The sequence below is a fragment of the Citrobacter sp. RHBSTW-00986 genome (assembly GCF_013783065.1).
Classification (GTDB): Bacteria; Pseudomonadota; Gammaproteobacteria; order Enterobacterales; family Enterobacteriaceae; genus Citrobacter; species Citrobacter braakii.
Map to the genome: position 1 here is coordinate 3869394 of NZ_CP056200.1, position 14404 is coordinate 3883797.

Annotated in this window: 15 protein-coding genes and 1 tRNA gene; 5 read left to right on the top strand and 11 right to left on the bottom strand. The window is 50.8% G+C overall.

Translation table 11 applies throughout. The features are described from left to right. Positions 1-6 precede the first annotated feature (6 nt). The 6 genes from HV345_RS18820 to HV345_RS18845 all read right to left on the bottom strand — a co-directional run bounded on the left by HV345_RS18820 (position 7) and on the right by HV345_RS18845 (position 6168). Positions 7-1071 (bottom strand): fimbrial protein, encoded by a 1065-nt coding sequence (locus HV345_RS18820; protein ID WP_181635921.1) that lies wholly within the window; start codon positions 1069-1071, stop codon positions 7-9. Beyond that, positions 1068-1673 carry a fimbrial protein gene (locus tag HV345_RS18825; protein WP_181635922.1) on the bottom strand — a complete coding sequence of 202 codons (606 nt, stop codon included), beginning with the start codon at positions 1671-1673 and terminating at the stop codon, positions 1068-1070. The genes HV345_RS18820 and HV345_RS18825 overlap by 4 nt, the downstream gene beginning before the upstream one ends. 12 nt (positions 1674-1685) lie before the next feature. Continuing rightward, entirely contained in the window at positions 1686-2462 is a 777-nt protein-coding gene (locus HV345_RS18830; protein ID WP_046275745.1) for a molecular chaperone, read from the bottom strand. A gap of 26 nt (positions 2463-2488) precedes the next feature. Further along, on the bottom strand, positions 2489-4960 hold the full coding sequence (locus HV345_RS18835) for a fimbria/pilus outer membrane usher protein (RefSeq protein WP_016155751.1): 2472 nt from the start codon (positions 4958-4960) through the stop codon (positions 2489-2491). Positions 4961-5001: 41 nt separating this feature from the next. Then, a complete protein-coding gene (locus HV345_RS18840; protein WP_181636707.1) occupies positions 5002-5550 on the bottom strand; it encodes a fimbrial protein in 549 nt (182 codons plus the stop codon). Between the two features lie 69 nt (positions 5551-5619). Next, positions 5620-6168: a fimbrial protein gene (locus tag HV345_RS18845; RefSeq protein ID WP_016155749.1), complete on the bottom strand. Its 549-nt coding sequence runs from the start codon at positions 6166-6168 to the stop codon at positions 5620-5622. Positions 6169-6918: 750 nt separating this feature from the next. On the opposite strand from HV345_RS18845, the gene HV345_RS18850 reads away from it, so the two are divergent. Both HV345_RS18850 and HV345_RS18855 read left to right on the top strand, forming a co-directional pair. After that, positions 6919-7602 carry a winged helix-turn-helix domain-containing protein gene (locus HV345_RS18850; RefSeq protein WP_223307926.1) on the top strand — a complete coding sequence of 228 codons (684 nt, stop codon included), beginning with the start codon at positions 6919-6921 and terminating at the stop codon, positions 7600-7602. A 1-nt stretch (position 7603) separates the two neighbouring features. Then, complete coding sequence (locus tag HV345_RS18855; RefSeq protein WP_016155747.1) at positions 7604-8122, top strand: hypothetical protein; 519 nt, start codon at positions 7604-7606, stop codon at positions 8120-8122. Between the two features lie 156 nt (positions 8123-8278). On the opposite strand, the gene HV345_RS18860 is transcribed toward HV345_RS18855, so the two are convergent. Together HV345_RS18860 and dnaQ are read right to left on the bottom strand one after the other, a co-directional pair. Then, positions 8279-8355 (bottom strand) — tRNA-Asp (locus HV345_RS18860). Positions 8356-8489: 134 nt separating this feature from the next. Next, a complete protein-coding gene (gene dnaQ / locus HV345_RS18865) occupies positions 8490-9218 on the bottom strand; it encodes a DNA polymerase III subunit epsilon (protein WP_029139417.1) in 729 nt (242 codons plus the stop codon). A gap of 64 nt (positions 9219-9282) precedes the next feature. On the opposite strand from dnaQ, the gene rnhA reads away from it, so the two are divergent. After that, a complete protein-coding gene (rnhA, locus tag HV345_RS18870) occupies positions 9283-9750 on the top strand; it encodes a ribonuclease HI (protein WP_016151805.1) in 468 nt (155 codons plus the stop codon). Here rnhA and HV345_RS18875 read toward each other — a convergent pair. Then, positions 9747-10469 carry a class I SAM-dependent methyltransferase gene (locus HV345_RS18875; protein WP_046275000.1) on the bottom strand — a complete coding sequence of 241 codons (723 nt, stop codon included), beginning with the start codon at positions 10467-10469 and terminating at the stop codon, positions 9747-9749. The genes rnhA and HV345_RS18875 overlap by 4 nt on opposite strands. Before the next feature lie 33 nt (positions 10470-10502). Between HV345_RS18875 and gloB the strand changes: the two genes are divergently transcribed. Then, entirely contained in the window at positions 10503-11258 is a 756-nt protein-coding gene (gene gloB, locus HV345_RS18880; RefSeq protein WP_181635923.1) for a hydroxyacylglutathione hydrolase, read from the top strand. Positions 11259-11329: 71 nt separating this feature from the next. Then, on the top strand, positions 11330-12688 hold the full coding sequence (gene mltD, locus HV345_RS18885) for a murein transglycosylase D (protein WP_029139416.1): 1359 nt from the start codon (positions 11330-11332) through the stop codon (positions 12686-12688). Between the two features lie 49 nt (positions 12689-12737). Here the strand turns inward: mltD and HV345_RS18890 are convergent, their stop codons facing one another. Further along, complete coding sequence (locus HV345_RS18890) at positions 12738-13508, bottom strand: class I SAM-dependent methyltransferase (RefSeq protein WP_181635924.1); 771 nt, start codon at positions 13506-13508, stop codon at positions 12738-12740. Between the two features lie 76 nt (positions 13509-13584). Next, positions 13585-14385 (bottom strand): endonuclease/exonuclease/phosphatase family protein, encoded by an 801-nt coding sequence (locus tag HV345_RS18895; RefSeq protein WP_029139415.1) that lies wholly within the window; start codon positions 14383-14385, stop codon positions 13585-13587. Positions 14386-14404: the final 19 nt, after the last annotated feature.

Sequence of the window (14404 nt, forward strand, 5' to 3'; positions counted from 1 at the left end):
ATCCCCCTACTGAAACTGCGCAACAACGGTGGCAGAGGCTTCAAACTCACCTTCCTTAACGCTTCCCACGCCCGGCTTTGCCACCGGTGCAGCGGTGAGATTCCAGTCGCCCTGATTCTGGTAAAAACCTTTCACGTTATAGAATTGATTGGGCACGACGGTGCCACCGCTCTCGTCTTTAAGCATAATGCCGAGATCGTCGCGCTTTTGTCCGCCGCTCAGCGTGCCGATGAGATGATCGTTGAACCCCGCCGTGCCTGACGCCGTGGTAGTTTGCACGCCAAGATTAATGTTCAGCGCGCCCTGATCGAAGCTGCCGCCTTCACAAACAACATGAATGGGGATCGACTTGCTGTAGTTAGTGCCATTGAGCCGGGCAGCGGATCCTGGCAGATCGCCAAACTCAATACTGATTTTGTCTCCCCGGTTGAAGGTGCATTTATCCGGTACGGTAATCAGCCCGGATTTAATCACCACACGGGAAATCGCCGTAGTGGGCGTAGGTCCCGCGCTCCCCATGCGCCCGGCTACCTCCACCAGCGATTGGGAAGTGATATTGATGCCGTTGATAATGGGTTTAGTGACAATAAACGTCACTTTCCCTTTTGAACCACTTTCAACGTTAGTGGCGCGCGTGTAGCCCTTGCGCTTTTTGCAAGTGTTATTGCTGTTGCGGTTTGAAACGTTGGTAAAAGGCGCCTGAACATACTGTTTATAGCCCCCGGCAACCCACACCTGCACTTCTACATCCAGATACTCATTTAGCCGAAAACGGTTCGCCCCCTGATTTGAAGGCGGCATCGTAGTCGTGGTAGTGTAGTAAATCGGCGACCGGGAGATGTCAGCCTGCTCGCAATAGAAATTCACCACATACCAACTGCCCAGGTTCCAGGTAAACGGATCCGTTCTGCCACCCACGTGGTTTTTACTGACATCCAGCGAGCTCAATTCGATATCGTACTGATGCGGCGACCCGCCCTCCGGCTCACCTTCCCCCTGTGTAAATGCCTGCCCGGCCAGTGGACAGCCAGCCAGGGCAACCCACAACAGCGCTTTGCGTAATACGCTCATAGATACTCCAGCTTAAGTCTCACCAGGCCGTTAAATTCTCCGGCAGTCACCTCTCGCCCAAAAGATTCCAGCGTGGCCAGAAAGTGAATGGCGTTATCGCCTGGTTTGAGGATCCACATACGTTGCGGTTGGTTCAGATGGATCAGCTGATTACGCTCGGTCAGTAGCCGAATGCCCGCGCCGCGCACATCACCACGAATACGCCCCAGGTCACTGTTTTCCGGCGCGCCTTCGGCCATCAGCGTCATCGAAACGCCACGTTCCACCGTGCTGTGCGCCAGCTCAGGCATTTCGCTGGTCTGCCCGGGGAAATCCCTCAGGGTATGACCAGAGCCCTTTAAGCAGCCGTTCAGGTACAGCGTGACCAACACCGGTTCGCTGCGATCGCCGCCCTGGCGAAACCGACTGGCGGAAATATCACCAAGATTGATGGTCTGATCGCGTGAGGCCATATCCAGCACGCACGGCGACACGTAGACCCGGCCGTGAAAGCGGACGTTGCCATACTCACCGGACACGTTGCTCATATCCTGGCGGCCGCTGGTGGCCTGAACCTGCCAGGCCATGCCCGCCATCAGCAGGGCGCAAAGCATCTTTTTCATTTACGATTCCTGTTACCGGGGCTGTTGCTCCATCGGCAATGCTTTACATACATTGCCTGTGCAGCTGAATTTCAGTTCGGGATGACCGCCAAAATCGTTCACGTACATCATGCTGAACTGGCTGACGCTGCCGTCCGTGACGCTGAAATCGAGAGAGGATTTTGGTGAGACCATAACGCCGGGGAAGTCGGTCAATCTGCCGCCTCCCTGCGCTTCTGGCTTGCGGCTTAAGCCGATTAAGGTGACGAAGTAAGGCGTTGGGTTATCCACACTCCAGCGCTGGCCCTGCTTGTGAAAGACCAGTTGGTTTTGCCACACGGCGCCCGGCGTTTCCGGCACAATGGCGGCCGGACGGTAGAACAATTTGATGCGCGACTGCATCGCCAGTTGCAGCACGTTCGGCTTATCCGGTTTAGGCGGAATTTCACGTACGTTCAGGTAGAACAAGCTCTCGCGATCCTGCGGCAGAGCGTTGATCCCGCTGGTTTTCGTCACGCGGGCAATTCCCTTTTGCCCGCCGTTAATTCGTTGCAGCGGCGGTAAGACCATTAGCGGCGAGGTAATTTTTGTTCCGTTGGCATCTTCCACCCACGACTGAGCCAGAAACGGAATGCTCGGGCTGGTATTGGTTAAGTTCGCACTAACTGAGCGCGCATCACCAGTGATGATCATGCGGGTACGGTCGAGCGCAATACCCGCCCATGAGGTGTTGATCTCGGCAATCAAAAGCAGGCCACAGGCCACGGGTTTAAGCCAACGCTGCACGGAGTAAAAAGCTTGATTATTCATGACAAAATTCATTCAGGTTATTGAAATTATTCACAAGGCAACAGCACGTTACCTTCCGGGTTGATTTGTTGTGGCACCTGTAAGTGGCACTGCGCACGGCCAGCCCAGGCAACGGAAAGACGCTCAGCCGGATTCACACCCGCAATCCAGGCCATACCGTTTTCCATTACCATGGCGACGCTAACGCCGTTAGCGTTAAACACTTCGGCGCCAAACGGCGGTACCGAACCATCCTTCAGGCGCAGCAGCGCCATCATTTTTTGCCCCTGCGCCACGGCAAAATGCTGGTAGCCAATCGCACCTTCCGTCAGGGTGTTGGTCACGATGGCTTTAGTCGCGGAAATGTCCTCGTCCATTGCGTCCACATCGATACGGGTATCAAAGCTGTGATAGCTAACGACGTCCGGTACGACGGCAATACCGAAGCGGTTTGAGTGCGCCTGTTCGCCGTTCAGCGGCACGTTCGCCACCCCGTCGGTATCAACCATCACTCTGGCGGTATTCATCGACGCCTGGCTGTTGTGCAGCGCCGCACCGTGACGCGTCGCGGTAAAGCCGCCGCGCATCGTGCCGCCCACGGAGAAATAACGTGATTGCTGCCAGCTGACGTTAGATTCCAGTTCCGCCATCATGCTGCGGTGCTTGTAATAGCCATCAAACGCCGTACGCCCTTCACCGGAAACCCCTGTGCGCAAACGCCACGGATTGTTACGGTCGCGGTTATCGGAATACGAAACCATCTGGCTGGTCTGGTTGCCGCTGTTCTGCAATTCGTAATCCATAGAGCGGCCATCGCTCCATGGCACCGAGATTGAAAGCGAAAGACTGTCGTCTCGTTTGCCCTGATACTCAGAGCGGTAAGCCGCAACGTTGGCGCTGATCCCCTGGATGCCAGCAAATGAAAAGCTGTGCCCCATCGATAATCCGTAACGATCCTGGGAACCGCGATCCCAATAGTTCTGGTGGGTATAGGTCAGGTACAACGTGGTCGCTAATAGTGGATCGTCAGCAAAGAAGGTTTTGTTGCCGGTGATGGTGTACATCTCTTTTTCGTTGCCGGCACTGTTGTTATTTTCATACTGCTCGTCGAGAAACTGCGAGAAAGTGCGGAAGTTACGCTGTGAGAAGCGGTAACCGGCAAAGGTGATGGCGCTGTTGTACTCATCAAAAGTTTTGGCGTAGCTGAGCTTAAAAGACATGCCTTTTTGTTCAGCCTGATGCTTTACCCGACTCACGGATTGCGTCGCATCAGCCGACAGCGCCCCCAGCCAGCTCAAGTCCCGCCCAATCCCCATCGACCAGGCGTTATAGCGATCGCCAGTCAGCAGCGCGCCGCCGTACAGCGACCATGCATTGCTGACCCCCCATGAAAAATCACCGCTATAAAACGCAGGCCCCTGAACGTCGTGGTTATAACGCGATGGCTTCCCGACCGCGGCGTTGTAGCGCACATAGCCTGGGCGCGTCAGATAAGGAATATCGGCTGTATTGACCTGAAAAGTGTGTACGCTGCCATCCTGCTCCTCGACGCGAACATCCAGCGTGCCGCGTACCGAACCGTGCAGATCCTGAATATTAAATGGCCCTGCAGGAACGGTGGTTTGATAGATAACACGGCCCTGCTGACTGACGGTAACCTTCGCATTGCTGCGGGCGATGCCGTGCACTTCAGGCGCATAGCCCTGCAAATTCGGTGGCAACATACGCTCGTCGCTGGCGAGGTTAGCCCCGGTGAAACGCACCGAATCAAAAACCTGGGAATTCAGGTAGATTTCGCCGACCGTCAGTTTTGCAGCCTGCATCGGCAACGGTCGATAGGCATAGATCTGATCCCAGTCGATACGGCCGCGATTATCATCCGAAGCGTAATTGGCCTGATACTGGCCACGAAATCGCCACGCGCCGAGGTTAAAACCTGTCTGCCCATAGCCAGACAGAGAGCGATAACGATCGCCGCCCTGTTCATAATGTGTGGCCTGGCCCGAGACGCTGTAGTCAAAAATCAGCCCCGCGACGCCGTTATCCCAGCGTTCCGGTGGCGTCCAGTCTGGATCGGTATATTTCATCCACGCCTGAGGCACGATAATGTCCAGTACGCCTGCGCTATTATTCAACGCCACACCCGGCAGGCGGGAAATGTCATAGCAGGTCGCGCTAATCGGATGAATATAGGCCAGCGCTTCTTCTTTGAGCGCCAGTAATTCGAGTTGTTGCGGGGTCAGACATGCCATGGATTTATGCGGGTTGGCAGGATCGACGATATAACGGATCGACTGCTGTGGAATCTCCTGGCTGTTAATACGAACATCCAGCAGATATTCTCCGGGAGTCACAAAGTTGCCTTCGGAAAAACGCTGCAAATCGACATTGTGCCTGTCGCTGGCATCCAGTACGTCGGTATTAAATTCAATGGCCTCATCCGCTTCAGCCCATGAAGAGGCACAGACCAGAGCAATAAAAAGCGCCAGACGTTTTTTATCTGTTTTCAGCGTGATCATTTTCGTTCGCAAACCTTCAGATACCCGAATTGCAGTGCAGCTCAGAGATAATTCACAACAAAATGCGTGACCGCAGTAAATTCGCCAGATGTCATTCTTCCGTCGCGGGAGATCAAATAAGCCGTAAAATTGAGCGTGTTTTTCCCTGGATTAAGCACATAGTCCGGTGATGGCTCACCCAGATGAATTTGCTGTCCGTTGCTGTCATATATTTCTATCGCTAAATTTTCAGTTTCCGATTGCACGCTTAGATAATCTGGATTGTCACTATCCGGTGCGCCAGAAAAGGTAATATTGGCACGTTGAAACAGATTCCCGGGGTGTTGAGAATCCCCTAATGAACATCCCAACAAATGAATGCTGAAATCATGCGCTGATACTTTCTCTGGTTTTCCGGAAATATCTCTGGCTGAGAGATCATCAAATTCAACCAGTAGCGACCGGTCGCGTGGATCGACATAACAGGCAGCCTCAATAATATTTCCGTGCATGCGCATTTTGCCAGGCGTACTGACAAGACGATTGGTGTCAGCCAAAACCCATGCAGGCGATATGAAGATAAAAAGCAGTAAAATTCGCCATCCAGGCATCACCGCATTTCCTTTCAGTTATTCGCAGGAAGGGTTAAGCAGGCGCGTTAATGCGCCTGCTGCAGATCGTTACTGGTAGTCGATCTGGAAATTAACGGTAGATTCGAAATCACCTGGGGTTACCGCGGCAGATGCGTTGTTTGCCTGCAGGTAAGCGACGAAATCAATGTCGGTTTCACCATCGGTAATGTTGACCTGAGAGGCGGCTTGACCCCATTCCACGTCCTGGTTGCCACTGTCAATCATACCGATGCCCGCGCCCTTTGCAGTACCAGAGGTAAACGCAGCTAGTGCGTTGTTGTCTGTATCAATCGTTGCCGGGGTATAAGTCACAGTGGCTGTTTTCGCGACGGTCGTATCACAGCCCTGCAGAACGATTTTGGCATGCTTAACGCCAGCACGTTGGTTGTCTTTTAACTGGGAAGTTGGGATCTCACCAAAATTAACCTGTACCGGGCTGGATTCTGGTGCCAGACCACATGCGGAATTAACCAGAGAACCGGTGAAGTGAATTTTACCGTTAGTCGGTTCGACATTTTTTGCAGCAAAAGCAGAAGAGGCAGTAAAAGTCATTCCCGCCATCAGCGCACAGGCCACAGCCACGTTTTTCATTTTCATATTACTACTTAACCTTATATCTGTTTTTTAGTTATTCCGAAGATCTATTTCCGCAGATAATTTATGTCCGGAAAATCCTGATCTGCAGGTGGCGGTAGCGCATATCCTTGCAAACAATCCATCTCAAGCCGCCCCGTATTTTGAACTTCATTGGTATTCCATCCGAAATACCGTCCACAGTTGTTTACGCTGTTTCGGGGCTTATATTAAGTCGACGGGAAAATGACACAATGCAAAAATCCGGTATTAATCAAACTCAGGGAATCATGTTGTAACACTGTCTGCACAGCGATCGTTTACCTAAAAAACCGCCAAAAATCACGACATAGTCAGTGTTAATATCTATTATTCAGCATTTTTATAGAGTTTTTATCTATCAACTATTTTTTTATTTAGCCAGAACAACAGGCAAAATGTATTTATGAAATTTTTGTAAAAATGAAATTGGATATCAAAAGCGAGTAATGACAATAAGATAGTGAAAGAGAGGAAGGAGAAAAGAGGATTCTATAAGAGATATTAAAATATTGTTATATAAATATTAATAAAGCGATCTATGGTACAACCATTTTTTATAAATGAATTATGTTATGCTATTGCTTCACCCACTCGAATGCGAGATATCCTGCTTTAAAGGAGACATCAGTGATTTCTCATATACCAATAAACAAAATTAAATCCGTAATTATTGGTGATGGCTTAGTTTTCAGACCACATAAAAATACCCTAAAAGACCTGGCATCTGGTGAAATGGCCACATTAAATAATGTGGCAACACAATTACTGCTCTATTTGTTGCAAAATGGTAAAGAGATATCCTCGCGTGATGAAATTCTGCTGAATGTTTTTCAGCATAATGGCGCCAGAGCGACGGATGCGAATCTCAATCAGCACATTTCATTTCTGCGCAAAGCAATAACGTCTACGGGTCATCCTGCAGAACTCATCGTCACAATTCCGCGGATGGGATTTCGGATGGGCGACGCTAATATCAATATTCAGCAACTGGAAGAAGCGCAAGCTCCCGCCAGAATTGCCAATGTTGCATCGACGCTCAACAAAAAGAAACAAAGCCGTTGGCCTGTGGCGATAACCGCGTTAATTACCGGTATCGCCGTGCTGGCGACAGCGTGGTTAACATGGATTCCCAATGAAATCGCCATGACGGACGCGACTATCCTGCGGACTATCGACTATGAACAATGCCGTGTACATATATTAGGAAACGCCCTCACCGATACCATAACCGAAAAGAAAGCGCTGGATATTTTCAAGTCCGTGGGCATTAACCCCGACTGTTCGTACCCAAAAGATCTGTATCTCAATACCTGGGCGAGCAACCATAATCTGGTTGAGTGGTCGTTTGCCGCTGAATGCGGGCTGAACCTCGGCTATTACCATTGCATCAGCCAGTATCGCCATCATGAGGAATGATATGAAGCAAGAAAGCGATCACTCTCCTTTACTATGGTCAGTCGTGATTGCCATTTTTGGGCTGGCGGCTATCGCTTTTTTTATTATCGCCGGGAATGCGAAAAAACAAGAAATCAGTTTTTCCTGCTCCTCGGAATTCACGTCGATACTCGACATCCAGGATACAAAAAAGGTACTCCATGGAATAATGCTGATTACCAGCTACAACTCCGGACACCTTTCATTGTCAGTACAAGGGAAACTCAAAAGTGATGATGGCGAGTTTGCTGTGAACCGAAAACTGTTCTTTCGCTATGCCCGACCACTCGGCCATACCGCCGGTGTTTTCATGCTCACTCCCAACGGACGTGAAAAATCCCCCGATGATGAAGCAACGGATGCTGTCGATTATCTCTTCTTCGACGCTTACGAACGTGCCGACAAGCTGTATATGCTAAAGCACTTGAATGAAGAAACGGTGCTTATCGGCGATAACTTTTCACCCCGCTTCGCCTGCGTGATGAATCACTTCGCAGGTTGATCTGCCCCTGGATATGCGTCGGGTTAAGGATGACCTGATGTGTTGCCTGCCCGATAGCACGGACGTGGTCGATAAAGTGTGATGATGAGATTATTATTGTTGGCGGGCTAAAACGACGAAAGCCTGAATCATTTCTGATTCAGGCTTTCTGAATAGTGGCGGAATGGACGGGACTCGAACCCGCGACCCCCTGCGTGACAGGCAGGTATTCTAACCAACTGAACTACCACTCCGCGTTGTGTTCCACTTGGGAACGAAGCGAATATTACGGATTGCCTCACGCCTCGTCAACGCTTTTTCTCACGTTTTTTAATCGTTTGCTGCAAAAATCACCCGAATGGTCATTTCCATACGGAAAACGTACAAACTATGCCCGCCAGAGGCAACTTCCGCCTTTCTTCTGCACCAGGTCAAGGCGCGACTCATGGGCCGCTAACTCTTCATCAGTGGCGAAAACAACGCGTAGTTTGCTGGACTGTCGCACAATACGCTGGATCCCCGTGTCATTCTGCTGCTGGCTGTCACCTTCCATTGAGAACGCCATCGTGGTCTGCCCACCGGTCATCATCAGATAAACGTCGGCCAGAATCTGGGCATCGAGCAATGCGCCGTGCAGGGTTCGCTTACTGTTGTCTATTTCATAGCGTGAGCATAACGCATCAAGGCTGTTGCGCTTGCCAGGAAACATTTTCCTCGCCAGCGCCAGGCTATCGGTAATTTTGCAGAATTCGTTTGTCTTCGGAATATCCCGCCTGAGCTTAGCGAATTCGTAATCCATAAAGCCGATATCAAACGATGCGTTATGGATGACCAGCTCCGCACCGCGGATGTAGTCGAGAAACTCATCGGCCACATCGGCAAACGTAGGTTTATCAAGCAGGAATTCGTCTGCGATTCCGTGTACACCAAACGCTTCCGGGTCCACCAGCCGATCCGGTTTCAGGTAAACGTGGAAGTTATTCCCGGTCAGGCGGCGGTTCACCACTTCAACCGCACCGATCTCAATGATCTTGTGGCCTTCGTAGTGGGCGCCAATCTGGTTCATACCGGTGGTTTCGGTATCGAGGACGATCTGTCGTGTAATTCCAGTGCTCATAACGGTCATTTATGTCAGACTTATCGTTTGATTTCGATTTGCTAAAACAGGAAGTCTACCAGAGATGCTTAAACAGGTAGAGATTTTCACCGATGGTTCTTGCCTGGGAAATCCAGGGCCAGGTGGTTATGGGGCGATTTTACGCTATCGCGGGCGCGAAAAAACCTTTAGCGAAGGCTACAACCTCACCACCAATAATCGCATGGAGCTGATGGCGGCAATCGTTGCGCTGGAAGCCCTGAAAGAACAGTGTGAAGTGATACTCAGCACGGACAGCCAGTATGTGCGCCAGGGCATTACGCAGTGGATCCACAACTGGAAGAAGCGCGGCTGGAAAACAGCAGATAAAAAACCAGTGAAGAACGTCGATCTGTGGAAACGTCTGGATACCGCGCTGGGGCCGCATCAAATCAAATGGGAATGGGTTAAAGGCCATGCGGGCCATCCGGAAAACGAACGCTGTGATGAGCTTGCGCGCGCTGCTGCAATGCGTCCCACTCAGGATGATATTGGGTATCAGGCGGAGGCTTAAGCGTCCGGTTTACGGTATTGCCGGGTTGCGCCAACGGCCTGGCGGATAGGCGTTTTGCTTTTATTTTGTTTCATCGGGTTGAGCGTAAGCGGAATGGTTCGCTTACGCGCAACCACCAGTTGCAAACAGCCCAGCGCAGGGATATGGGCGCTTAACATTTTCCCGCCCTTCTTGTTCCAGGGCAGGACATGAAAACGGCTGTAGTGCAGTACTTCAAAATTCAGCAATGAGAGCCAGTCCAACTGCCGCATGAGGGTAAACATCCGGCTGTTGTAGGGCGATGTTTTACGCAATACGGGCACCAGTTTACGCAATCCCATCAGACTTACCGGGTTAAAGCCGCTCAGAATCAACCAACCGTCATCAATAAGCACGCGATCGGCTTCATGCAGTAAGCGATGTGGATCGGAACACCACGGCAGCGTATGAGCCAACAAACAAACATCCACGGACTTATCGGCAAAGGGCAGATGTAAAGGATCGGCAGTCACCTGCATGGGAGCGCCTTGCAAAGAAACATTTACCTGATGAGAAACCGCGCACGCTTCAGAATTGATTTCTGCGCTTAAATTACCAATCTTAAGCAGATGAAATCCGTACATTTTTGCGAACCACGGGTTAAGCTGATGCTCCAGCGCCTGACGATAGTGTTCGCCCCAGGGCAAATCATCCCAACTAACGGGCGCTACGACAGTTTGAGGGATCCTTGCCGGTTTCATCACAACCTTCCGTTACGCATTGAGAGGTAATCTATGAATCTTAACAGTATTCCTGCATTTCAGGACAATTACATCTGGGTCCTGTCGAATAATGATAAACATTGTCTGATTGTGGACCCGGGTGAAGCAGAACCTGTTCTGAAAGCTATTGCAGAACATAACTGGGTTCCCGAGGCCATTCTGCTGACACATCATCATCAGGATCACGTGGGCGGCGTGAAAGGACTTCTGCAACATTTCCCACAAATAGCGGTATACGGACCGGCTGAGACGCAAGATAAGGGAACGACGCATATAGTCGAAGATGGCGATATTGCACTCGTTTTGGGGCATGAATTTACGGTAATTGCTACGCCGGGTCACACTTTAGGACATATCTGTTACTTTAGCCACCCTTACCTGTTTTGCGGCGACACGCTCTTCTCCGGTGGCTGCGGTCGGCTTTTTGAAGGCACAGCATCTCAAATGTATCAATCACTTAAAAAACTAAACGCACTTCCTGACGATACATTGATTTGTTGCGCACATGAGTACACATTAGCAAACATGAAGTTTGCCTTAAGCATTCTTCCGCACGATCCGTTCATAAATGAATATTATCGTAAAGTTAATGAGTTACGCGTAAAAAAACAAATGACACTGCCCGTAATTCTGAAAAATGAGCGACGAAATAATCTTTTTTTAAGAACGGAAGATATTGATTTAATTAATAAAATAAATAAAAAAACAATATTGCAACAACCTGAAGAGCGTTTTGCCTGGTTAAGGTCAAAGAAAGATACGTTCTGACAATTGCGGGTTGCCTTTTGAAAACTTCGCCGTTATGATCGGTCGTCTTTTAAGCAACTATTGACACACACATGAAGGCAAAAGCGATATTACTCGCCTCTGTCCTGCTTGTTGGGTGCCAGAATACTGGTAACGTCCAACAACACGCACAGAGCCTTTCTGCAGCTGGTCAAGGGGAAGCAGGAAAGTTTACAAGTCAGGCGCGATGGATGGACGACGGAACATCTATCGCTGCTGATCAAGATTTGTGGGCTTTCATTGGTGACGAGCTAAAGATGGGAATTCCGGAAAACAACCGGATTCGCGAACAGAAACAGAAGTATTTACGCAATAAGAGCTATCTCCACGATGTAACTTTACGGGCAGAGCCGTATATGTACTGGATAGCCGGGCAGGTTAAGAAACGTAACATGCCAATGGAACTGGTACTACTACCCATAGTGGAGAGCGCTTTTGATCCTCACGCAACGTCTGGCGCCAATGCCGCAGGTATTTGGCAGATCATTCCGAGCACGGGGCGCAATTATGGTTTAAAACAGACCCGCAATTATGATGCACGTCGCGACGTTGTGGCTTCCACCACCGCCGCACTGGACATGATGCAGCGTCTGAACAAAATGTTTGATGGCGACTGGCTGCTGACCGTTGCTGCTTATAATAGCGGTGAAGGTCGTGTCATGAAGGCAATTAAAACGAACAAAGCCCGTGGTAAACCCACTGACTTCTGGTCGTTGCCATTGCCTCAGGAAACGAAGCTATATGTGCCAAAAATGCTGGCATTGAGCGATATACTCAAAAACAGCAAACGCTATGGCGTGCGTCTGCCAACAACAGACGAAAGCCGCGCGTTGGCACGTGTTCGCCTGAGTAGCCCGGTTGAAATGGCTCAGGTTGCCGATATGGCAGGTATTTCCGTCAGCAAGCTGAAAACCTTCAATGCAGGCGTGAAAGGCTCCACGTTGGGTGCCAGCGGTCCGCAATATGTGATGGTGCCAAAGAAGCATGCAGAGAAGCTGCGTGAGTCTCTGGCCTCAGGCGAAATTGCAGCCGTGCAGTCAACGTTGGTTGCGGATAACACGCCGCTGAACAGCCGTAGCTACAAAGTTCGCTCTGGCGATACGCTTTCTGGCGTCGCTTCACGTCTTGGCGTGAGCACCAATGACCTTAAGCAGTGGAATAATCTGCGCGGGTCATCGCTGAAAGTAGGCCAAAATCTGACGGTGGGCGCTGGTACCAGCGCACAGCGACTGGCGAACAACAGCGATAGCATCACCTATCGTGTGCGTAAAGGCGACTCGCTCTCGAGCATTGCCAAACGCCACGGGGTTAACATCAAGGATGTGATGCGCTGGAACAGCGATACGAACAATCTGCAGCCAGGCGATCAGCTAACGTTGTTTGTGAAAAACAGCGGTATGCCGGACTCCTGATAGCATTGTAGAAATGAAGGCACTGGTTTCCCCCCAGTGCCTTTTTTATTTATCCCGCTTTATGTGCTTCAACCATTATCGTGTCGCTGGTAAACGAGCCATCTTCCTGTAACGCAAAATAGGCTTTCACTTCCGCAGAAGCACTTTGTTGGTATGTACGGATCGCGTCGCTCAATGCTGCAGACGTGCGCATCCGCGCCACCCACGAACTGAACTCCAACGGCAGACGATCGGTTAACAAGGTATCGGCAATCAGATTGGCGTCATTGATTAACGACAGCCATTCTCCGCTGGAATAGTTGCGCACGTGCGAGGTATCGCGTAACGCCTCCACAGTTTGCAACCAGATATCACGTACAGGATGGCCTGGCGACATCACATCCATCACAATCAACACGCCGCCGGGCCTGAGAATGCGGTTCACTTCTCGCAACGCACGCCCGACATCATGCCAGTGATGCGCGGAATAGCGGCTAATCACCACGTCAAATACGTTATCTTCAAACGGCAGGCTTTCAGCATAACCCTGCCGTGTGGCGATATTCTCCAGACCTCTGTCCTTTGCCGCTTCAGTGACCACGTCAAGCATCTGCGACGATAAATCATATGCCACTACCTGCTTTGCGTATTGCGCGGCCACAAAGCTGGCGTGCCCCGCTCCGCATCCCATATCCAACACGCGGGCCTGCGGAAATGCCAACAACCTTTCCCCCAGACGTTGCAAGTCACGACCAGAGGCGTGCACCGCACTGGTTAAGTAGGCATTAGCCTGAGAGCCAAACTGTTTTTCGACGTTGTCATGATGAGAGCGTGTTGTCATTGTGTTGTCCTTCGGTTGTTGTGAAATATGAAGGGCAACCATCACAGGCCTGCCCTACGGCAGACCTGACACACCGTTATTGTTCAGGTTTGCCGGGACTGAATTCAACGAGTAGCGGGTTGTGGTCGGAGGCGCGGGTGACCAGCACAGAGGCCTCACTCACGTTCAGACCGCGATAGAACACAAAATCGAGAGGACGACCAAACGCGCGGCGGCGCTGATCGTCGGTAAAGCGCACCTGGCGCAGCGACATTTCACGCGCAAAGCGGTACAGCGCATTCATCCGTCGACGGCTCCAGGCATTAAAATCGCCGGCCATAATCACCGGACCGCTGTGATGAGCAATCTGATCGCCAATGGGAAGTAACTGCTTACTATAGACATCAACGCCAAGGCTAAAGTTAACCGCGTGGATATTCACCACCATTAACAACCGAGTGTCAGGCAACGGGTACACCGTCACCAGCGCCGATTTCGCCAGCCGTAAAATAGGCTCACGCTCGCGCAATGGGCAGCAGTAAACTGGATGGGCGGAGGAGAGTGTCATAACGCCAGAGGGGTGCTGAGGCAGCACAAAGGCGGGAACCTGGTCGGCAGCGAGATAGTTAGTGGTCGCAAACTGCACCAGTTCTGGTGTGGTTTGCGCTTCCTGCAATAACACCAGATGCGCGTCTTTACCAAAATTCTTCAGCACCGACTGCCATTCTGCTCGCTGCTGTTTAAAAATATTCCATACCAGCACGCGAATGCGATCTTCACTGCTCAACGGTACGCCTGCGGGTAATGCCTGGCCAATATGCGCAAACGAGCCCGGCGGTAAAATCCGCTCGGCGGGTTGACCGGCAACATAACGCATGGCATAGGTGTTTTTTCGCACTTTAGACTTTCAAACCTCT